This is a genomic window from Ligilactobacillus araffinosus DSM 20653, assembly GCF_001435375.1.
Taxonomy (GTDB): Bacteria; Bacillota; Bacilli; order Lactobacillales; family Lactobacillaceae; genus Ligilactobacillus; species Ligilactobacillus araffinosus.
Genome location: NZ_AYYZ01000025.1, coordinates 26,251 through 48,804, shown reverse-complemented (window position 1 = coordinate 48,804; position 22,554 = coordinate 26,251). Strand labels below are relative to the sequence as shown.

General features: G+C 38.8%; 22 protein-coding genes. 20 read left to right on the top strand and 2 right to left on the bottom strand.

What is annotated here, in order from left to right:
* The first annotated feature begins 106 nt into the window (after positions 1-106).
* The 8 genes from FC64_RS03835 (at position 107) to FC64_RS03800 (ending at position 8,586) form a co-directional block, all read left to right on the top strand.
* Complete coding sequence (locus FC64_RS03835) at positions 107-1,147, top strand: helix-turn-helix domain-containing protein (RefSeq protein ID WP_057906628.1); 1,041 nt, start codon at positions 107-109, stop codon at positions 1,145-1,147.
* Entirely contained in the window at positions 1,140-2,600 is a 1,461-nt protein-coding gene (locus FC64_RS03830; RefSeq protein WP_081035638.1) for a RecQ family ATP-dependent DNA helicase, read from the top strand. Before FC64_RS03835 ends, FC64_RS03830 begins: the two co-directional genes overlap by 8 nt.
* A 72-nt stretch (positions 2,601-2,672) precedes the next feature.
* A complete protein-coding gene (locus FC64_RS03825) occupies positions 2,673-3,326 on the top strand; it encodes a LysM peptidoglycan-binding domain-containing protein (RefSeq protein ID WP_057906627.1) in 654 nt (217 codons plus the stop codon).
* 71 nt (positions 3,327-3,397) lie between these two features.
* A complete protein-coding gene (gene cmk / locus FC64_RS03820) occupies positions 3,398-4,069 on the top strand; it encodes a (d)CMP kinase (RefSeq protein ID WP_057906626.1) in 672 nt (223 codons plus the stop codon).
* 86 nt (positions 4,070-4,155) lie between these two features.
* Positions 4,156-5,355: a 30S ribosomal protein S1 gene (gene rpsA, locus FC64_RS03815; protein WP_057827402.1), complete on the top strand. Its 1,200-nt coding sequence runs from the start codon at positions 4,156-4,158 to the stop codon at positions 5,353-5,355.
* A gap of 89 nt (positions 5,356-5,444) precedes the next feature.
* Complete coding sequence (der, locus tag FC64_RS03810) at positions 5,445-6,755, top strand: ribosome biogenesis GTPase Der (RefSeq protein WP_057906625.1); 1,311 nt, start codon at positions 5,445-5,447, stop codon at positions 6,753-6,755.
* 185 nt (positions 6,756-6,940) lie between these two features.
* Positions 6,941-7,216, top strand: coding sequence for an HU family DNA-binding protein (locus tag FC64_RS03805; RefSeq protein ID WP_057827404.1), 276 nt, complete (start codon positions 6,941-6,943; stop codon positions 7,214-7,216).
* A gap of 110 nt (positions 7,217-7,326) precedes the next feature.
* Entirely contained in the window at positions 7,327-8,586 is a 1,260-nt protein-coding gene (locus FC64_RS03800; protein WP_057906624.1) for a tetratricopeptide repeat protein, read from the top strand.
* Positions 8,587-8,619: 33 nt separating this feature from the next.
* On the opposite strand, the gene FC64_RS03795 is transcribed toward FC64_RS03800, so the two are convergent.
* Together FC64_RS03795 and FC64_RS03790 are read right to left on the bottom strand one after the other, a co-directional pair.
* Positions 8,620-9,438, bottom strand: coding sequence for a site-specific integrase (locus FC64_RS03795; protein WP_057906623.1), 819 nt, complete (start codon positions 9,436-9,438; stop codon positions 8,620-8,622).
* A 93-nt stretch (positions 9,439-9,531) separates the two neighbouring features.
* Positions 9,532-10,353: a YitT family protein gene (locus tag FC64_RS03790; RefSeq protein ID WP_338033957.1), complete on the bottom strand. Its 822-nt coding sequence runs from the start codon at positions 10,351-10,353 to the stop codon at positions 9,532-9,534.
* Positions 10,354-10,577: 224 nt separating this feature from the next.
* On the opposite strand from FC64_RS03790, the gene FC64_RS03785 reads away from it, so the two are divergent.
* The 12 genes from FC64_RS03785 to hslV all read left to right on the top strand — a co-directional run bounded on the left by FC64_RS03785 (position 10,578) and on the right by hslV (position 22,551).
* A complete protein-coding gene (locus tag FC64_RS03785) occupies positions 10,578-11,783 on the top strand; it encodes a CCA tRNA nucleotidyltransferase (RefSeq protein WP_057906621.1) in 1,206 nt (401 codons plus the stop codon).
* Positions 11,784-11,797: 14 nt separating this feature from the next.
* Positions 11,798-13,699, top strand: a complete 1,902-nt coding sequence (locus FC64_RS03780; RefSeq protein WP_057906620.1) for an ABC-F family ATP-binding cassette domain-containing protein — start codon at positions 11,798-11,800, stop codon at positions 13,697-13,699.
* 18 nt (positions 13,700-13,717) lie between these two features.
* Positions 13,718-14,677 carry a thymidylate synthase gene (locus tag FC64_RS03775; RefSeq protein ID WP_057906619.1) on the top strand — a complete coding sequence of 320 codons (960 nt, stop codon included), beginning with the start codon at positions 13,718-13,720 and terminating at the stop codon, positions 14,675-14,677.
* Positions 14,678-14,692: 15 nt separating this feature from the next.
* Complete coding sequence (locus tag FC64_RS03770; protein ID WP_057906618.1) at positions 14,693-15,184, top strand: dihydrofolate reductase; 492 nt, start codon at positions 14,693-14,695, stop codon at positions 15,182-15,184.
* Between the two features lie 96 nt (positions 15,185-15,280).
* Positions 15,281-16,234 (top strand): GDSL-type esterase/lipase family protein, encoded by a 954-nt coding sequence (locus FC64_RS03765; RefSeq protein WP_057906617.1) that lies wholly within the window; start codon positions 15,281-15,283, stop codon positions 16,232-16,234.
* 4 nt (positions 16,235-16,238) lie between these two features.
* Positions 16,239-16,856, top strand: coding sequence for a YpmS family protein (locus FC64_RS03760; RefSeq protein WP_057906616.1), 618 nt, complete (start codon positions 16,239-16,241; stop codon positions 16,854-16,856).
* 9 nt (positions 16,857-16,865) lie between these two features.
* Positions 16,866-17,093 carry a YozE family protein gene (locus FC64_RS03755; protein ID WP_057906615.1) on the top strand — a complete coding sequence of 76 codons (228 nt, stop codon included), beginning with the start codon at positions 16,866-16,868 and terminating at the stop codon, positions 17,091-17,093.
* 10 nt (positions 17,094-17,103) lie between these two features.
* On the top strand, positions 17,104-17,970 hold the full coding sequence (gene ylqF, locus FC64_RS03750; RefSeq protein ID WP_057906614.1) for a ribosome biogenesis GTPase YlqF: 867 nt from the start codon (positions 17,104-17,106) through the stop codon (positions 17,968-17,970).
* Positions 17,960-18,712 carry a ribonuclease HII gene (locus FC64_RS03745; protein ID WP_057906613.1) on the top strand — a complete coding sequence of 251 codons (753 nt, stop codon included), beginning with the start codon at positions 17,960-17,962 and terminating at the stop codon, positions 18,710-18,712. The genes ylqF and FC64_RS03745 overlap by 11 nt, the downstream gene beginning before the upstream one ends.
* A gap of 54 nt (positions 18,713-18,766) precedes the next feature.
* Positions 18,767-19,630, top strand: coding sequence for a DNA-processing protein DprA (gene dprA, locus FC64_RS03740; protein ID WP_057906612.1), 864 nt, complete (start codon positions 18,767-18,769; stop codon positions 19,628-19,630).
* 67 nt (positions 19,631-19,697) lie between these two features.
* Entirely contained in the window at positions 19,698-21,821 is a 2,124-nt protein-coding gene (topA, locus tag FC64_RS03735; protein WP_057906611.1) for a type I DNA topoisomerase, read from the top strand.
* Between the two features lie 202 nt (positions 21,822-22,023).
* Complete coding sequence (gene hslV / locus FC64_RS03730; protein ID WP_057827418.1) at positions 22,024-22,551, top strand: HslVU peptidase proteolytic subunit; 528 nt, start codon at positions 22,024-22,026, stop codon at positions 22,549-22,551.
* The last annotated feature ends 3 nt before the right edge of the window (positions 22,552-22,554 follow it).

The window sequence follows — 22,554 nt, the reverse complement described above, 5'->3', positions numbered from 1 at the left end:
TTCTAAAAAGACCGGTTAACGGTCTTTTTATTATGCCTTGAAAAGCAAATCGCCTGTTAAAAATGCTATAATTTTGATATTCATAATGACGAAGGGAGGCAACATAGTGGCTGATTGGCATCTTTTGCATTTTTTTGATCAGCGGCAGCCGCGAAAAGCAACCGTTTTACGGCAAATTTTAACGAATAAGCGGACCGGATCAGTATTGTTTTGGGGATTACGGTACCACTATTTGGATTATTTAAACGCCGTTCCGCGATTTGATGTTAAAAAATTTAATGATGTGATCGATGAGTTGATTGCCCAAAAATGGTTACAATCTTCAGCCCAGGGATTGCAATTGACTTCTCAAGGACAGGAAGTAATTGCGACTCATCGAACAAGATATTCATTTGTGGACCATCCGGAATTAAATCAAAAATTTGATTATCAGTTATGGCAAGCAATTTTATTATTGATGGTTCAGGTTGCTTCGGAGTATCGTTATCACAATTCAAACTATTACGTTGCGAATCAGAACTTAAAGGCGCAGTTCGTAATTAAAAGTTGGTTGCAAGTTAACACTTTTGAAATGCTAGCGGCTGAAATTTCAGAATGTCTTACGCAATTCTTAGATCAATGTGATCCTGCTAAAGCTGATCTTTTTACCGCTAAATTAGTTGGACATACCCAAAATGGATTGTCAGATGGTCAGATTGCCTCCCAGCTTGGAATTAGTCCGTTAGAGGTTTCATGGACGTGGCGGGATCTGGCATTACAATTAGCAGCCTTTATTCAGGCACGGTCAAACCTTAAAATTGGTCAACTTGTTCAAATCACTGCCTTACCCGGTGCATTAACGCCGACGATTCATCAAACTGCGATGTTATTTAACGATGGAAAAACGGTTGATCAAATTATTCAAATACGGCGGTTACGGCGCAGTACGATTGAGGAACATTTACAAGTATTGGCAATTTTCCAGCCGGATTTTCCGTACGAAAAAGTTTTAAGTGAATCTGACTTGAAGATTTTGTCAAGGGTCTATGCTGAACCCGATATTGACCAGTGGCGGTATGCTGAATTACAGCAACAGGGCTTTGAAATGCCGTTTTTGAAATTTCGGCTTTATGCAATTATGAAAACTCATGGTGAATGCAATGAATGAAATTGAAATTAAAACGAAATTACAGCAAGTCTTAAAACAAGAATTCGGCTTTGAGAATTTTAAACCCGGTCAAGCTGAAACCTTAATGAGCTTGGTTGAAGGCCATTCCACTCTGGCGATTTTACCAACAGGAACCGGGAAGTCACTTTGCTATCAGCTTTATGGGAAGTTCACTCACCAACGGGTTTTGGTCATTTCACCGCTGATTTCATTAATGCAAGACCAGGTTGAACAAATGAAATATAACAGAATTTCTCAAGTAGTAGCGCTGACTTCAAAATTAACGGGACAGGAACGGGATTTTGTGTTGCATAATTTAGCGAATTACCAGTTTATTTTTGCTTCGCCAGAAATTTTGCAAAATGAGTTGATTTTTAACCAACTTCGGCGGTTGCCAATTGGGTTGTTGGTAGTTGATGAGGCCCACTGCATTGCAAAGTGGGGACCGGATTTCCGGCCGGATTATTTGATTTTAGGAAAGATTCGGCAGCTGCTTGGGCAACCGTTAACGTTGGCTTTGACCGCAACCGCAACGCATGAGGTTGAGATGACGATCAAAAAGCAACTGCGGTTTGAAGATGATTCGCAAGTGATTCGGTATTCGATCGACCGACCGAATATCTTTTTGAACGTTGAAGAAGTTGAATCGGAAATGGCAAAAAATGATCGGCTGCTTGAATTAGTGACCACGATTCAAGGACCGGGGTTGATTTATTTTTCAAGTAAGAAAAAAGCGGATGAAATTGTTGAACTTTTAACGCGGAAAACAAATTTGCGGGTTGCAGCGTATCATGCAGATTTAAACTTGGAAGATCGGTTTTCAATTCAGCATCAATTTATTGAAAATCAGCTAGATGTGATCTGTGCGACGAGTGCATTTGGAATGGGTGTGAATAAAAAAGATATCCGATATGTGATCCATTATCATTTGCCGGCGGATCTTGAAAGTTATGTTCAGGAAATTGGACGTGCCGGGCGTGATGGGCAGCAAAGTATTGCAATCTTATTGTATGTTCCGGGAGATGAAAGCTTGCAATATACAATGCAGATCGATTCGGCCCCGCAAAAAAATGAAATCGACTATTATTATCATCACCCGGAACTATTGAAAGACCTTCAAGATGAAAATCATCAATTTTTGAAGGCGTTCATTAATACCCAAATTTCACTTCCACGACTTGAAAGCTTTTTTACAAAGCATCGACAAGATAAATCGGCAGCACTCAATCAGATGATTGCTTATATCCATACTGAACAATGCAAACGGCAATTCATTTTGGATGCATTTAAGGAAAATCGAACGGTTCATCATAATGAAAAGTGTTGCCAAAGTGGACCGGTGGATGTTGCTATGCTCGGATTAGAAAAAAAGAAACAGGCGGAGCTGAAATCCGCACTCAAAATGCAGAATTATCATCAGGTTCTTGCAGAATTATTTGCGCAAGAAAAATAAATTTAGTATGGTAAAATTATTTTGAGATGTGGTAAGATATTTGAGGACACGTTTTAGATATGGGGTGTAATTTTGAGTCAGAAAAAGTCAAATGACCATGTAAAGAAGCCTTGGGAAAATACTTTTGAAGAAGAAAAAGATGAACAAGGCAACTTATCACGGACTGCAAGACGTCAAAATACTAAGAAAAATACGGCGTTAACGACGTCATTGCTGGTCGTGTTTATTATTATCATTATTGGTGTGGTAGGTCTTTATTTTTTATCGCAGAAAACGGCTAAGCAACATACAACGCACAGCGATAAAATCGAAGTTGTATCTTCATCAAAGAAAAAGAAGAAATCCTCATCCAAGAAAGTTATAAAGAAGTCATCAAAGAGGGATGACAAGAAAAAGGATGAAAAGAAAGCTAGCTCAGTCGTAAGTCAACCTGCACAGCAACAAAATAATAATCAACAGCAAACGAATGTTCAGCAAGGTAATAACAACCAAGTTCAAGCAAATCAAACCCAACAAAATACCACAAACCAGGGACAACAAAATCAGACTCAAGGTCAAACCAACAATCAACAAGGTAACGGCAATGGGTATGCAACGGTTGGCGCTGGTCAAGGAATTTACCGGGTAGCTGTTAATAACGGATTAACCGTTCAACAATTATTGCAATTGAATCCAGGACTTGCTGGAACAGAACTTAAGCCAGGACAACAAGTTCGGGTCAAATAATAATTTAATTCGAGGTCAGACGAAGGTCGCGACCTCAATTTTTTTGAAAGAAACATCAGGAGGTTTATTTAATGAAGAAAATTCAAGTAGCAATTGACGGGCCGGCATCGGCAGGAAAAAGTACCGTTGCAAAGATTGTTGCGAAGAAATTACATTTTATTTACTGTGATACAGGAGCAATGTACCGTTCAGTAACTTTTGCAGCGTTAAAGAATCACGTTAAACTGGATGATGACCAGGCATTGAAGGAATTGCTTAAAACGATTCAAATCCGGTTCGTTCCGGCTGAACCTGAACAACGGGTCTTTGTGAACGACGAAGAAGTTACCCAAGCAATTCGGACTCCTGAAATTACCAATAACGTTTCATTGGTATCTGCACAACCAAGTGTGCGAGCTGAATTAACTAAACGGCAACAAGAAATTGCGGAAGCCGGCGGAATCGTAATGGACGGCCGGGATATCGGAACAACGGTTTTACCAAATGCTGAAGTGAAGATTTTCTTAGTTGCCAGTGTTCATGAACGGGCAGTGCGCCGGTTTAAGGAGAACCAAATAAAGGGAATCGATACGCCGCTTGATGTTCTTGAAAAGGAAATTGAAGAACGGGATTACAAGGACTCACACCGCGAAATCTCACCATTAATTCAAGCAAAAGATGCGGTTTTGGTTGACACAACGTCGTTGACCATTGATCAAGTCGTCGATAAGATTTTAGAAATTATCGACCAAAAGACAAATTAATATTAAAATCATTAATAATACTGGAAATATTTATAAATATACGTTAAAATAAACTTCAGAGTTAGTCGTTAAGGAGGACATTGTCCATGAGTGAATCAGAAAACAAGGATTTATTAGAAGCTTTAAACAGCGTTAAGGAGGTAAATGTCGGCGACGTTGTTAAAGGCGAAGTTTTGGCATTTGATGAAAATAAGCAAGTTATCGTTGGTATTGAAGGAACAGGTGTCGAAGGTGTCGTTCCTGCCCGTGAATTAGGTGTTAAGGCAGACGAACTTGAAGATAAAGTAAGTGTCGGCGACATGTTAGACTTAGTTGTTATTTCTAAGATTGGTTCCGACAAAGAAGGCGGCAGCTTCTTATTGTCACAACGTCGTTTACAAGCTCGTAAAGTTTGGGATGATATTGAAAAGAAATTTGAAAATGGTGAAACAATTACGGCACCTGTAACTCAAGTTGTTAAGGGTGGTTTAGTTGTTGATGCTGGTGTTCGTGGATTTATCCCAGCTTCAATGATTTCAGATCGTTACGTTGAAGACTTGAACCAATACAAGGGTCAAGAACTCAAGTTACAAATCGTTGAAATCGAACCAAGTGAAAACCGTTTGATCTTATCACACAAGGAAGCAGCTAAAGAAGAACGTGAAGCTCAACGGAAAGAAGCAATGGACAAGTTAACTGTTGGCGAAACCGTTGAAGGCAAAGTTGCTCGCTTAACAAACTTTGGTGCATTTATTGATCTTGGTGGCGTTGACGGTTTAGTTCACGTTTCAGAAATTTCATACGATCACGTAAACAAGCCATCAGATGTTTTGAAGGTCGGTCAAGATGTGAAAGTTAAGGTTCTTGATGTTGATGAAGAACACGGTCGGATTTCATTATCAATCAAGCAAACATTACCACAACCATGGGACGAAGTTGGCGAAAAGATTGCTGAAGGTGACGTTCTTGACGGAACAGTTAAGCGTTTAACAAGCTTTGGGGCATTCGTTGAAGTTATGCCTGGCGTTGAAGGTTTAGTTCATATTTCACAAATCTCACACAAGCACATTGCAACTCCAAACGAAGTCTTAGAACCAGGTCAAGAAGTTAAAGTTAAGGTTCTTAGCGTTGATCCAGCAGCTCACCGTTTGGCATTGTCAATTAAAGCTTTACAAGAAAAGCCAGCAGCTGAAAAATCAGCCCCAAAGAAGAATAACAATAATGCTAAGAAAGTTGAAATCCCAGAAGAAGAAACAGGATTTACTTTAGGCGACATTATTGGTGACGAATTAAAAGACCAAAAATAATTTAATTTAAATTCTTAATTGATGGCCTAAAAGCATGACTTTTAGGTCATCTTTTGTTTTTTTAATTTTTTCAGAATGGAGGGAATTAAATGGCAAATCCAGTAGTTGCAATTGTCGGTCGGCCAAATGTCGGTAAATCAACAATTTTTAACCGGGTTGCAGGTGAACGAATTTCAATCGTTGAAGATACGCCTGGTGTCACCCGTGATCGAATTTACACGCACTGCGAATGGCTTGGTAAAAAGTTTAATATGATTGATACTGGTGGGATTGATATTGGTGATGAACCGTTTATTACTCAAATTACCGAACAAGCTGAAATTGCGATCGATGAAGCCGATGTAATTATTTTTGTTGTGAGTGCCCGCGAAGGCGTGACGGATGCCGATGAAAAGGTTGCGAAGATTCTCTATAAGACTGATAAACCTGTCTTTTTGGCAGTTAATAAGGTTGACAATCCCGAAATGCGGAATGAAATTTATGATTTTTACTCATTAGGATTCGGTGATCCAATGCCGATTTCTGGAGTTCACGGAATTGGAATCGGTGACCTGTTAGATAAGGTCATCAATGCCTTCCCTGAAAATGCTGGTCAAGATGAAGATCAAAGTATTAAATTTAGCTTTATTGGGCGGCCAAATGTTGGTAAGTCTTCATTGGTGAATGCAATGCTTGGCGAAAACCGGGTGATTGTTTCAAATATCGAAGGAACGACTAGGGATGCGATCGATACGAAGTTCCAAACAGAAGACGGAACGGAATATACGATGATCGATACAGCAGGGATTCGAAAAAAAGGCAAGGTTTATGAGAATACTGAAAAGTATTCTGTTTTGCGGGCAATGCAAGCCATTGATCGTTCAGATGTAGTTTGTGTTGTGCTGAATGCCGAAGAAGGAATTCGTGAACAGGATAAGCACGTTGCCGGGTATGCGCATGAAGCCGGTCGTGGGGTAATTATTGTCGTTAATAAGTGGGATACCTTGAAGAAGAATAGTCACTCAATGGCGGACTTTGAAAAGGCTATTCGGCAGGAATTCCAATATTTGAGTTACGCCCCGATTGTTTTTGTTTCAGCGAAAACGCATCAACGGTTGAATACGTTGCCGGCATTGATCAAGAAGGTTAATATCAACCATGAACGGAGGATTTCATCATCTGTCTTGAATGAAGTGATCTTGGATGCGATTGCTCAAAATCCAACTCCAACTGACAACGGTAAACGGTTGCGAATTTACTATGCAACCCAAGTTTCAGTTAAACCGCCGACATTTGTTGTCTTTGTCAATGATCCGGATTTGATGCACTTCTCATATGAACGGTTCCTTGAAAACCAGATTCGGGCGTCATTTGACTTTACCGGGACACCGATTCATTTAATTATTCGGCGACGTAAATAGATTAACAATCAAACGATTACAAACATTCTAATTTTGTTTAATTTACACTGAAAAGGCTTGTTATATTAGGTTTTGTATGCTATCTTAATTATTGAGCAATGATTTGTTAGTCATTGTGTCAATCATTAATTTGATATTCAATAACAAGTTGTACAACTGTTATCTATTCGAGGAGGTGGAAACACATGGCAAACAAAGCACAATTAATCGAAAAGGTTGCTGAAAAGACAGGTTTAACAAAGAAGGACGCAACTACAGCAGTTGATGCAGTATTTGGTTCAATCCAAGACTTTTTAGCAAACGGTGAAAAAGTTCAATTAATCGGTTTTGGTAACTTCGAAGTACGTAACCGTGCTGCTCGGAAAGGCCGTAACCCACAAACAGGTGCAGAAATTCAAATTCCTGCAAGCAAGGTTCCAGCATTTAAGCCAGGTAAGGCTCTTAAGGATGCTGTTAAATAATCTTCCTGTAAATGAATTTTAAGGGTTGTGACGAATTGTTGTCACAACCTTTTTATTTTGTTAAAGTATGTTTACGTTAACGATTTCAAAAGAAAGGCGAGCAAATCTGAATGACATTTGCAGAAAAAACACTCGATTTAATTAGTAAAGGTCAAATTGATGAGGCACATAAAGAATTTGGATGGTCATTGCGCAAAGATAGCGATGACATGGTGTACAGCCTTGCAGAGGAACTGTATTCATTAGGATTCACTAAATGGGCAAAACGCGCGTACGAGAAGCTGCTTGAACGCCATCCGGATGCTGATGAATTTCGAACATCATTAGCGGATATTGCGATTGGCGAAGGTAATGATGATGAAGCATTAAATTATCTTGCACAAATCAAGCCGGATTCAGATGCTTACCTTGAAAGTCTTTTGGTTGCCGCTGATTTGTATCAAACTCAAGGGATGTTTGATGTCAGCGAACAAAAGCTTTTACGGGCATATGAATTGGCACCAGATGAACCAGTCATCCAGTTTGCGTTAGCTGAATTATATTTTGATACTAAAGAATACCAAAAAGCAATTCGGCTGTATCTTGGATTGATCAAACAGGGAATTACTGAACTTTCACGGGTGAATTTGGTTCAGCGATTGGGGATTTCATATGCGGAAAGTGGAAAGTTTGAGCAGGCGTTAGGCTACCTGGAACAAATTCATGATGAAGATCTGGATGACGATACACGGTTCCAGCGGGCTTTTACGAAGCTAAAACTCGGCCAATATGACGATGCAATTAAAGAATTGAATGATTTAAAGGAAACTTCTTCGGATTACGCAACGCTTTATCCAGCACTTGCTGAAGCATATGAGCAACAAGGAAAACTGAACGATGCCTTAATCACCTTACAAGAAGGGATGGGTGTTGACGAATTCAACTTGGAGTTGTACGTTAAAGCGGCAGAAATTGCCCAAAAACTTGGGAAAGATGATCAGGCTGAACGTTATCTGACAACTGCGTTACAGCAAGATCCTGATAACCCAACGATTGTTTCTTCATTAAGCCGATTATTTGTAGCACAACGGCGACATGAAGAAAATATCAAGCTGTTGAATGACTATCTTCAGAATAATGAAGTTGATCCTTCGTTTTATTGGTTACGCGGGCAATCATATGCTGCATTGGAAGATTATGACCATGCAATTGATGATTATCGCGCAGCGCTGAAGGATCTTGGCGACTCAGATGACTTTTTACGCGACGCAGCGCAATTCTTCCGAACGGCCGGATTACGGGATCTGGCACTGGATTGTGTCAATCGTTATCTTATCCATGAACCAAATGACGGTGAAATGGTTGAGTTGCAAGAAGAATTAATGGATTAAAAAAAGAAAGTGCGGAAATTTACCGCACTTTCTTTATAATCCCCGATAATAATTTAATGATTCGCGTGAAAGCCGCAAGTCATGCATCAATCGTTCATCTGAAAGATTTTGATGATGGTGAATGTAATTTAAAATTGCATTTTGGTAAAGAACCGATGGCTTTAATGGGAGATCAACTTTGGGTTGGTCTTTTTTTAATATTTTATGTAATCCAGCAAGACTAAGAGTCGGATTTGTAAGATTGATTCGTTCTTTAAGAAAAATATCCTGTGAATGCTGACGGTTGACAGCAACTTCATGTTCTTTTGCAAAATGTTTTAAAAATTCCGTTTCAAACGGTTGCCAGTCAACTTCTGGAAGTAGCTGATAAAAGTCAGGCTGGATGAATTCGGCAGTTGTGAAGTAATGGGCCGTTAAAAGCAATATCATTCGGGTGTAATATGCTAGCTGTTCATTTGCAAGGTAATCAGGAAGCTTCTTCGTCCAATTAATGGTTGCACTCGCAGGCGGTGTCGATTTTCCCTTTTTCATTCCTTTCATTCCAACCGTTGGGAGGGTTGTTGCTAATCCGTTTTGAAAAAGAAAAATAAAGTAGCTGTTTAAATGGGTCAGGATTTTATTGTAAGTTGAATTTTTAATTTGGCGTTGGATCTGAAGCCAACTAAGATATTCTTTAATCTCAAGTTCAGTGATTTGATTTAAATCGGCAGATGATTGGTATGTCGGGTTATTTTCGCGCAGATAATTGAACAAACGCTGTACATCTTCAGTTAGATCTTTGACCGTTGAATCAGCAAGTAAACGATTACTTTTTAGATAATTGATAAAGCGCTCCTTATATGGGAAATCCATTTTTGTCTCCTCAAGTATAAATTGTTATTTTAACTACAAAAAGTATAACAAAAAAAGGAAGATACAATCAATATCGTACCTTCCTTAGTTTAATTAATTGATTTTATCATACGTGAAGCCTTCGCCGATGACTTCATTGACATCAAGAATTGAGACAAAAGCGCGTTTATCATATTTTGCGATGATCCGTTTAACTTCGGTAACTTCACTTTGACTAACAACACAATAAAGGGCTTTGCCTTCTTTTTTCGAATAGGCTCCTTGAGTTTGTAAATACGTCACGCCGCGATCCATCGTTTTCATGATTTCATTTGAAATTTTATCTGGATGTTGGGTCATAATAATGATTCCACGAGCCGAGTATCCACCGTCTTGAATAAAGTTAACGACCCGTGAGAAAACAAAAGAACAAACTAAAGTATACATCATACGCCGTAGATCAATGTAAGTCAATGATGCAACTAAAACGCAGACATCAAGGGCAAATAGAGATTGACCCATGGGAGCGCCTTTTTTCTTTTCAAAGATTCGGGCAATGATATCAGTTCCACCTGTCGTTCCATTAAAGCGATAAACTAAGCCCAATCCGAAACCGCCGATGATGCCGGCAAGAATCGCTGCAATAAATAAATCATGGTGAACGTTTAATGAAACCGGGAGCAATTGCCATAACCAAATCCAAAATGAAAGGGCTAGTGTTCCATAAATTGTATAAATTAAAGAACGTTTTCCCAAATAACGATAACCGATGATTAAAAGCGGAATATTGATCAAAATTGTTGAAAAAGCAGGGTTAACGCCAACTAAAAATTTTAGTAATAAAGTAATCCCAGCAATTCCACCTTCCGCTAATCGATCAGCGATATTGACCGTTACAAAACCAAATGCGTAAAGCGCTGTTCCAATCGTAATCATTAAAAAGTCGATCAATCGAACTCGTTGATTTTTATTTCGTGTCAAACCCTTTCCACCTCCTAAAAACATTACTATTTAAAGAGTATCAGAAAATAGGATGGGATGCTACCAATGCGGATTAAGATTTATTAAAAGCAATCATTTATTAAGAATATTATTTAATAGTCACAGTCTAATTGATTTGGTAAAATGAAAATTAGAAATTACAATGAGAGATGATAACTGTGAAAATTACTAAGTTTCCAAACGAATTTGTCAATGCCATTCCAGTTTTAAAAACGATTGAAAAGGCCGGCTTTGAAGCTTACTTTGTTGGCGGTTGTGTTCGGGATACGCTTCTTGGTATTCCACTTCATGATGTGGATATCACAAGCAGTGCTTATCCAGCAGAAATTAAGGAGATTTTCAACCGGACAGTTGATACTGGAATTGAACATGGGACAGTTATGGTTCTTGATCATGGGGAAGGTTATGAAGTAACCACTTTCCGGACTGAATCAACGTATCAAGATTTTCGGCGGCCAGATCATGTAACCTTTGTTCGTTCATTAGACGAAGATTTAAAACGACGTGATTTAACGATCAATGCGTTGGCGATGGATGCCGATGGAAATGTCGTTGATCTTTTCCATGGTCTTGACGATTTGAAAAATAAAATCATTCGGGCAGTTGGTAATCCGCATGAACGGTATCACGAAGATGCATTACGGATGATGCGTAGTATTCGTTTTATGAGCCAGTTGGATTTTAACCTTGAAAGCGAAACTGAAAAGGCAATTGAAGACAATGCTCATTTACTTGAAAAAATTGCGGTTGAACGAATTCACGTTGAATGGATCAAGACATTGCTAGGTCAACGGCCGCAACTTGGAATTCAAAAATTTATTTCAACGGGACTGTATCAGTATTGTCCAGATTTTGCTGATTATAAAGATGGATTAATAGCCATGAGCAAGCTTGACCAGTTACACCTTGACTCAGAAATTGAATGTTGGGTCTTAATGGGACACATGTTTAGCTTGAAACCGCAAAAGACTGCCAAATTGATGCGGGATTGGAAATCATCAAATGATTTGATCAATCAGGTCGAATTAGCCCAAACAGCGCTTGAATGTCAGTCAGGACTGACTGATCCGCATGTTTTATTTGAAACGGGAAAAGAGTTAACGTTAGCAGCAAACCATATTCTTAAGATTTTGAATCAGTCAACGGTTACGGACGAAGCAATCAAGACTGCATATGAAGAATTACCAATTAAGGGTAATGCCGACATTGCAGTGGATGGTTCAGCCTTGATCAAGGAGCTCGGAATGAAACCGGGACCGCAATTTGGTAAGGCTTTAACGGCAATTAAGGACCAAATTTTAGATGGTAAATTAGCAAACGACCATGATCAATTATTGGCGTTTGTTCGTGAAAATTTTATGTAGAAAGTGTGAGTTGAATGCAGACTTTAAGGGTTGAACATTTAACGAAAACGTACGGCGAAAAGATCTTGTTTAAGGATGCTAATTTTATTATCAATGAGCATGATCGAATCGGATTGATTGGGACGAATGGATCGGGGAAGACGACTTTATTAAACGCAGTTGCTGGCATCGATCCTGCGGACCATGGTGAATTGATTATGCCAAATGATTATCGAATCGGATATTTAAAGCAGACACCGGATCTTGATGAAACTAAGACGATTATGGATGCGGTTTTTGATGGGGCAGCTCCTGTTTTTCAAACGATTCGGCAGTATGAAGATGCGGTAGCGAAATATGCTGAACACCCTGAAGATGAGAAGTTGCAGCGACGGTATGATCAAGCTGAAAAAAAGATGAATCAAGAAGATGCGTGGAATGCGGATAGCGAAGTCAAAACAATTTTGACGCAGCTGCAGATTAAAGATTTAAATCAAAAAATCGGCACGTTATCAGGTGGCCAAAAGAAGCGGGTCGGCTTAGCCCAAGTTTTGATTCAGGCACCAGATCTTTTGATTCTTGATGAACCAACAAACCACTTGGATTTTGATTCGATCAGTTGGCTTGAAAAATACCTTGCTTCATATAAGGGTGCGCTTTTAGTTGTTACCCACGACCGGTATTTCCTTGATCAAGTAGCAACCCAGATCATGGAACTTTCATTTGGAACGTTGTATGCGTATGAAGGCAACTATGAAGACTATGTTCATCAAAAAGCTGAACGGGTCGAGCGTGAACTGGTTCAAGAACATAAAACACAGCAGTTGTATAAAAAAGAATTAGCATGGATGCGAACGGGTGCAAAGGCTCGGACGACCAAGCAGCAAGCACGGATCAATCACTTTAACGAGTTACAGAAATCAGTTGATCATAAGGTACAAGTTGATCAAAACGTTCAAATTAATTTAGGATCAAAACGCCTGGGGAAGAAAGTCCTTGAATTAAAAGATGCGTCTGCTAAGTTAGGATCACATCAAATTATTAAAGATTTTAATATGATGATCAACGCGGGCGATCGAATTGGAATTACGGGCTTGAATGGTGCCGGAAAGTCGAGCTTATTAAATATTCTTGCTAATAAAATTCCATTGGATCAAGGTGAGCTGATCACTGGCGAAACCGTCCGAATCGCATATTACCAGCAGCAAACTGAACCAATTCCGGACGATAAACGCATGATCAATTATTTGAATGAAGTTGGTCAAAGTGTTGTTAATAAGGAAGGCGAACGAATCAGCACAACGCAACTGCTGGAACAATTCCTTTTCCCAAGATTTATGCATGGAACATTGATTCGAAAGCTATCCGGTGGTGAAAAACGACGGTTGTATTTGCTGAAACTTTTGATGCAGCAACCGAATGTTTTATTACTCGATGAACCGACAAATGATTTGGATATTGGAACGTTAACGGTTTTAGAAGATTATCTTGAGAACTTTGACGGAACGGTAATTACTGTTTCACACGACCGGTATTTCCTTGATAAAGTTGCTGATCAGCTTTATATTTTTGAAGGAAATGCAAAAATCGATCGCTATTCAGGAAAATTTACTGATTATCTAGTAAACGTTCAGTCTTCGTCAAAGAGAAAACCGGTCAAAGATTCAAAGAAAAATTGTGAAATTCAATCGAAGAAGATTGATGCACCAAAGAAAAAGATCAAGTTAACGTATGCCGAACGGCTTGAGTATGAGAAACTTGAGAAGGAAATTGACGAGCTTGATGAAAAGCGTTCTGAACTTCAACATGAGATGGAAAATACGCCGGGAACGAATTATACTAAACTTGGTGATTTACAACGCGAAATTGATGACCTTGATGAAAAATCAATGGCAAAAATGGAACGTTGGGAAGAATTAGCACAATATATTGATTAGAGCAAAGGAGAATGAAAAATGACAGAAATTGTCGAAGAACCATACTTGCAATTGATTCGTGATATTTTAGACCACGGCCATATGAAAGATGACCGGACCGGAACGGGGACTAAAAGTCTTTTTGGCTATCAAATGCGATTTGATTTGAGTAAAGGTTTTCCATTGCTGACAACGAAAAAAGTTGCTTTTAATCGAATCAAGAGTGAATTGCTTTGGTTTTTAAGAGGAGATACTAACATTCGTTTTCTTCTTCAACATAAAAACCATATTTGGGATGAATGGGCTTTTAAAAACTGGATTGAAAGTGATGAATACCAAGGCCCAGATATGACTGATTTTGGATTGCGTTCTCAATCAGACCCAGAATTCAAAAAGGTTTATCGTGAAGTAAAAAAAGATTTCTGTCAACGAATTCTCGATGACGATGAATTTGCTGCTAAATATGGAAATTTAGGAAATGTTTATGGTGCTCAATGGCGGCATTGGCAGACTCGTCGCGGCGGTACGATCGATCAAATTAAAAACGTAATTGAACAAATCAAAACGAATCCAAATTCACGGCGATTGATTGTAACGGCATGGAATCCGGAAGATGTTCCGTCAAGTGCGTTACCGCCATGCCACACTTTATTCCAATTTTATGTGGTTGATGGTAAATTAAGCTGTCAGTTGTATCAACGAAGCGGTGATACGTTCCTAGGAGTACCATTTAACATTGCAAGTTATGCATTATTAACGCATTTGATTGCACGAGAAACGGGTCTTGAAGTTGGGGACTTTGTTCATACGTTAGGTGATGCACATATTTACCGTAATCACTTTGATCAGGTTAAAGAACAAATTAACCGGACACCGCACAAGGCACCAACATTGTGGTTGAATCCTGAAAAGAAACACATTGAAGATTTTGAAATGGATGACATTAAGGTCCTTGACTATCATCCAGAACCGGCAATTAAGGCGCCAGTTGCTGTTTAAGGAGATTGACGGACGATGTTAGCATATATTTGGGCAGAAGATCTAACTGGTGGGATTGGCGTTGATGGTCATCTCCCATGGCATTTAGCAGCTGATTTGAAACGGTTTAAAGAAAAAACAATGAATCATCCAATGATCATGGGACGAAAAACGTTTGAAAGCTTACCGGGAATTTTACCTGGGAGAAGGCATATCGTGTTGACGCATTCAAATTTGAATATTTCTGATCCTAACGTGAAGGTTGTTCATTCGAAAGAAGAACTGGATGAATGGCTTGCAACTCAAGATAAGAACCAACTGAATGTGGTTATTGGCGGGGCAACGTTGTTTAAACTATACCGTGATCAGGTCGATATCCTATATCAAACAATTGTTAAAGATAATTTTCAAACGGATACTCAAATGCCGGCAATTGACTATGCAAACTTTGAAAAAGTCGAAGATCAATGTTTTGATGATTCAAAATTAAAGTATGAGTTTATAACGTATAAACGAAATAAAATGTAATATTCAATTTGTTGATTTAGCAATGTTATCGTCCAAAATTACGTGGCTGAATTTTATTGATAAATGTATATTACAATTAATTGAAAGAGTGATTTTGTGCGGATTAACGGAAAGAAGATAATTCGGTATATTCTCGGAGTATGTTGTTTAGCATTCTTGATTGGCAGCGGTTTTTTTCTTGCTTCGCGTTCAGGTCATTTAAAAAATGAATCAACCGTATCAAAATCGATTTCTCGTCAAACCCGTAAGGCCCATTCTCAAAAAATTAGTCTTGTCGGTTTAGGCGATTCGTTAACGTTTGGTCAGCAAGATCCAACGAATCGTGGTGGATATGTTTATTTAATCAAACAAAAATTGCAAAAAAATTATGACGTGAAAGTCACAACTCATAATTACGGAAAGACTGGGGATCGAACGGATCAGATTCAGGCACGGTTAGAAAATGATCCCGCAATGCAAAAACAAGTTAGCGAAGCAGATGTCATTACGATGACGTTTGGTGGAAATGATTTGATGCAGGTTTTGCAAAATAATTTTCAGCTTTTGTTTAACAATAAACTTTCATCGATTATGCCTCAAAGGGAAAAACAGTACCAGCAAAAAGTTGAATCTTTAATGCAAACTGTTCGACATTATAATCCAGCGGTACCGATTTTTGTGATCAGTGTCTATAATCCATTTTATGTCTATTTTCCAACGGTGACTGCTCTTCAAAAATATACTGATCAATGGGTTGAATTGACTAAAAAAATGGTGACCGCTCAACCGCGCGTATACTTTGTAAATGTCAACCAACGTTTATCGCAGGGGCAGTATTTAGGAAAAAATCAAACTGAATTGAAAAAACAAAGCAAAATGAATCTTGAAAATCTGTCTAGTCAAGAAATTGAGCAAACATTAAATGATCATCATGAAAAAAATGTATATCTTTCGTCTAACGATCATTTTCATCCTGATTTGAAAGGATACCGGTATATGACTGACCAGTTATATAAGGTTATGATGGCTCATCGAACAACATGGCTCAATTCAGAAACGACAAAGAGGTAAAAGAATGAAAAGAACGGATCAAGCGGCATCAAAATGTGAATTTAACCCGTGGAAATGGGCATTTACAATTTTACTTGTTGCGGTGTTAAGTTTTGTAGTCTTCATTACATTAAAAGTTATGGTTCCAAGTACCCAACAGGAAAGCGAACCTCAAGTTGTTAAAGTTGATTCTAAGGACTATTCCAAGGTTAACGTGACGATGAATGAACAAAATTTCAGCGCAGCGATTAATTATTTGCTTCGAAATGTTGAAAAAGGAAGCGGCATCAAGTATCGTTTTATTTTGAATAAATCAGCTGTCTTGATGGGAACAACAAGTGTTTTGGGAAAGAAGATCACCTTTTCTGTGTATGCAAAACCAAGTTTAGATTCAAATGGAAATATTCGATTAAAGATCAAATCTGTGGGAGTCGGATCTTTGAATGCTCCGCCAGCATTTGTTTTAAGTTATATCAAGAAGAATTATGACTTGAAGGGAATTGTGGCAATCAATTCAACTCAAAAAGTGATCACACTTAGACTTGATAAACTTACGGCGAAGGATGGGTTACGAATTAAAGCAAATAAAATGGATCTTGACAATAATCAAATCGATTTTTCAGTTCTAATTCCAAACAAATAGGAGGAAAATATGCGACGGCAAAGTTTTTATCGGTATTTAATGTCTCTGCGCGATCCAAATAAGCATGACGAGATCACGCAGTTTGCTAATGATGCGTTTTACGATCAAGGATTTCCGAAACAAACAGATGATTATCATGAAGTATCGGATTACCTAGAAATGAATGCATCTTACTTGCCTTCGATGAGTATTTTTGATCAAGTTTGGCAAGGATATACAGATAAAATGGATAATTAAGGAGAATGATATGACAGTAATTCAATGGTATCCCGGACATATGGCGAGAGCGGTTCGGCAAGTAAAGGAAAACTTGAAACTCGTTGACATTGTGCTTGAATTGGTTGATGCACGGTTGCCGGAATCATCTCGTAATCCGCAACTTGAAGAAATTTTACAAAATAAATTGACAATTCGAGTCTTAACGAAAGCGGATTTGGCTGATCCGAAGTTAAATCGTGAATGGGTCAAGTATTATGAAGACCATGGACAACCGGCAATTGCAATCAATAGTAATCAAGGATCATTGAAAATTATTGAAAAGAAAATCAAAGAGGTTATGGCTGATAAGTTGGCTCGACGGCAAGAAAAAGGAATTATCAACCAGCGGGTCAAAGTAATGTGTATTGGAATTCCCAATGTTGGGAAATCAACGTTGCTTAACCACCTTGTTAAAAAGAATATTGCCCAAACAGGGAATAAACCTGGGGTAACCAAGGCACAACAGTGGTTAAAGGCAGGAAAGACGTTGCAATTGCTTGACACTCCTGGGATTTTGTGGCCGAAATTTGAAGATCCGTTAGTTGGTAAAAAATTGGCTTTGACCGGAGCAATTAAGGACACGTTGTATGCTAAAGATGATGTTGCATTATATGCATTGGAGTACTTTGTTGAAAATCATCCTTCAGAACTTATGGACCGTTATCATTTAACCAAAGATGAAATTCATGATACGACCGTTAATTTGTTGCTGAATTTGACCAAGAAGATGGGCTTTAAAGAAGATTATGACCGGGCAAGTGAACGGCTGATCTTTGAAATTCGAAAGAATAAACTCGGGCGATATACGCTTGACCGGTTGCCCGGTGAAAACCAGGAAGATTCAAATGAAAATTAGTGAAATTAAAGCACAATTAAATGAAAATCCGACTGAAAGTTTCATTGATGAATTGAAAGATGACCCGCGCAAAGGAGTTCAACAAGCACTTCAAAGCTATTTTCGTCGGAAAAAACGGGAACGTGAAAAAGAAGCAGCGTTTGAACAACGATTACAGTATGAACATTCATTTTGGAATCAGGGAATCGATTTGCTTGCCGGCATTGATGAGGTCGGTCGTGGACCATTGGCTGGGCCAGTTGTTTCAGCAGCAGTGGTTTTACCGCATGATTTTCATGTTATTGATGTGAATGATTCAAAACAGCTTTCTGAAAAGAAACGAGAAAAACTGTATCAAGTGATTCTTGAACAGGCTGTTGCGGTTGGAATTGGAATCGCAGATGCCGCTGAAATTGATGAATTGAATATTTATCAAGCAACGCGAAAGGCAATGTTGCAAGCAGTTCAAAATCTTCAAGTTATCCCCCAACAGTTAATCATTGATGCAATGGAGATCGATACTTCAATTCCGCAGCTAAAGTTGATCAAAGGGGACGCCAAATCGGCATCGGTTTCGGCTGCCAGTATTGTTGCGAAAGAATTTCGTGATCATTTAATGCGGTTTTATGATCGAATTTATCCGGGATATGATTTTGCGCATAATGTTGGTTATGGAACGGCACTTCATCTTGCAGGGTTGAAGAAACTTGGAATCACTCCGATCCATCGCAAATCATTTGAACCTGTAAGTAAATTTAAATAAAATTAAACTCTTTTTGCGTAGCTAATAGTAGATGGACGTGAAAGGAGTTTTCTTATGTCATTTGAAGAATTTATTTTACGGGTGCGGGCATGTATTGGAATCGGATTGGCAACGGAATTTAAAATTTATCAATTTATTAAGCGAAATAAACGGATTCCAAATTTAAATGATTTGATTCAAATTATGGACAAAAAATATGCAATTGCAAGTGATGTGTACATGCGGATCTTTTCAAAGGAAACTACAGATCTTTTGCAACGAACCTTAGCATTTTCAAAATTTATTACGATTTTTGACCAAGCTTATCCGCCAAAGTTGCGTGAAATTTATCATCCGCCGCTTGTTTTGTTCTATCGGGGAAACCTTGAATTACTTCAGAAAAAAATGTTGGCAATTGTCGGAGCTCGTCAGCATAGTTCATATTCAAATGAGGTATTGCAGGGACTGATTCCATCAATTGTTCAAAATAAAATTATAACGATCAGCGGATTGGCTCAAGGAGTTGACAGTTTGTGCCACCGGCTAACGATTAATTCTGGCGGGTATACGGTGGGAGTGATTGGGACAGGAATGAACCGAGTTTACCCGCGATGCAATCAGGAACTTCAGCACGAAATGATGCAAAATCATTTAGTGATTTCGGAATATGTTTATGATGAAGAACCACGAGCCTGGCATTTCCCAGAACGAAATCGGATCATTGCGGGCTTATGTGATTCATTAATGGTTACAGAAGCTAAGGAGCGCAGCGGTAGTTTAATTACGGCAAATCTTGCATTGCAAGAGAACCGCAATGTTTTAGCAGTTCCCGGGAAAATCAACGCGATACTCTCACGGGGGTGCAATCTTTTAATTCGTGAAGGAGCAAAACCAATTTTGGAAAGTCAAGACATTCTCGAAGAATTTTTAATACAATAACTTGACAAGGTTTATTCGTTTGTCCTAACATGTATACCGATTTTAGAGAATGTTAAGGAGTGGTTGGATGCCTGCAGCCAAAACGAAAAAAACAGGTCGAAAAACGAAAAAGAAAACCACGAGAAAAGTTAAAAAGAATTTAGTGATTGTGGAATCGCCATCAAAGGCTAAAACGATTCAAAAGTACTTAGGATCGCGATATAAGGTAATGGCAAGTTTAGGCCATATTCGTGATTTACCTAAAAGTAAAATGGGAATCGACATTGAAAATGACTATGAACCACACTATATTTCAATTCGTGGTAAAGGCGATGTTATTAAAGAACTTCGCAAAGAAGCTAAGAAAGCAAACCATGTGTACCTTGCATCTGACCCGGACCGTGAAGGGGAAGCAATTGCATGGCACCTTTCATACTTGTTAGGACTTGATCCGCGGGATAAAAATCGGGTTGTATTTAATGAAATTACTAAGGATACAGTTAAAAACGCGTTTAAAACTCCGCGATCAATCGATATGAATTTGGTTGATGCTCAACAAGCGCGGCGGGTGCTTGACCGATTAGTTGGATATTCGATTTCTCCGATTTTATGGGCCAAGATCAAAAAAGGTCTGTCTGCAGGTCGGGTGCAATCGATTGCCTTGAATTTAATCATTAAACGGGAAGAAGAAATTAAAAAGTTCGTTCCGGAAGAATACTGGACAATTGATGGTCAATTCCAAAAGGGACGTTCAAAGTTTAATGCTGATTTTTATGGTAAGAACGGTAAGAAGATCAAACCGAAAAATAACAATGAAGTGCAAGCAATTCTGGCTGACCTTGATTCAAAGAAGCCGTTTACGGTTGCAAATGTTGAGAAGAAGGAACGGCGGCGACAACCACCATTGCCGTTTACGACGTCAACGATGCAACAGGTTGCAAACAACTCTTTGAAGTTTAGAACGTCAAAGACAATGATGGTTGCACAACAGTTATATGAAGGAATCAATATTGGACGTGGCGGGTCCGTCGGATTAATTACTTACATGCGGACGGATTCAACTCGAATCTCAGCCGTTGCTAAGCATGAAGCCTCAAAGTTTATTCATGATGAGTACGGTGCAGAATATGCAGCCCTTAAACCGCGAGTTGGTAAATTACCGGAAGGGGCTCAGGATGCTCACGAAGCGATTCGGCCGTCTTCTGTAATGCGAACTCCTGCGTCCCTTAAGAAGTATCTAACTCCGGACCAAATGAAACTTTATTCATTGATCTGGTCACGATTTGTTGCAAGTCAAATGACTCCGGCAGTTTACGATACCGCACGGATTGACCTTGAGCAAAATGGAATTATTTACCGGGCAAATGGTTCGCAAATGAAGTTCCAAGGATTTACAAAGGTTTATCAAGATGCTTCAAAGAAGGATAATAAGTTGCCTGATCTAGCAGTTGGCGAAGAAGTTAAAATGGTTAAGAATCAACCTAATCAGCACTTCACGTTGCCACCTGCACGATATACTGAAGCAACTTTGATCAAGACGTTGGAAAGCAACGGTGTTGGCCGACCATCAACCTATGCGCCAACTTTAAATACCATTCAAAAACGGTATTATGTAAAATTAGTTGCACGGAAGTTTGAACCGACTGAACTAGGTGAAATTGTAAATCAAATGATCAAGGAATGTTTCCCTGATATTTTGAATATTGATTTCACGGCTGATTTGGAAGATCAATTGGACGAAATTGAAGAAGGAAAACGTCAATGGGTTAAGGTGGTTGATGAATTCTACAAGCCATTTGAAAAGGAACTCAATAGCGCTTCAGCTAAAATTGAAAAGGTTCGAATTAAAGATGAGCCAGCCGGGTTTAATTGCGAAATTTGCGGCGCACCAATGGTTATTAAGATGGGCCGTTATGGTAAGTTTTATGCTTGCAGTCGTTTCCCCGAATGTCGAAATACAAAAGCCATTACAAAGGAAATTGGAGTTAAATGTCCGAAATGTAAGCAAGGCGAGATTCTTGAACGGAAATCGAAGAAGAATCGGATTTTTTATGGATGTTCACGGTATCCAGACTGTGATTTCGTTTCATGGGATATGCCAGTTGGACGTAATTGTCCGAAAGACGGTCATTATTTGGTATACAAGAAAAGCCGGAAAGGCCGGCAAGTTGTATGTCCAAATGGTGATTATGAAGAACCAATTGAAAAGTAAATTTAAAAGAGGTTTCGATAGACCATCGGGACCTCTTTTTTAGTGAAAAAATCTGTAAATCGCTTTTTTGAAGGGAATTTGTTAAAATACTGGTATCAGTGGTGATTGATTTATTCTTGACTAAATTTGACCATTAGTTGAAAATATCTGTTATAAATAAAAATATGAACTGAAAAATAATAAAGAATAAGGAGGAGTTACGATGACAACAATTTGTGCTGTGAAGCATAACGGAAAGACTGCAATTGCAGGTGACGGTCAAGTAACACTTGGTGAAAAGGTAATTGCAAAGGGACAGGCGCGGAAAGTTCGACGAATCTATGATAATAAGGTTGCCGTTGGATTTGCTGGCGGAGTTGCTGATGCAATTAATCTTGAAGAACGGTTTGAAAAGAAACTGAATGAATTTAACGATTTGAAACGCGCAGCCGTAGAACTTGCGCAAGAATGGCGGTCAGATCAAACTCTTCAAAAACTTGAAGCAATGTTGATCGTAAGTGACAAAGATAACTTATTGATCGTTTCTGGTGGCGGTGAAGTTATTGAACCGGATGATGATGTTCTTGCAATTGGTTCTGGTGGTAATTTTGCTCAGGCAGCGGCAATTGCAATGACAAAGTATTCACCAGAGATGTCAGCAGCTGAAATTGCACATGCTGCCCTTGATATCGCAGCGGATATCGATATCTTTACGAACCACAATGTAATTGTTGAAGAACCAGAAGAATAGAGG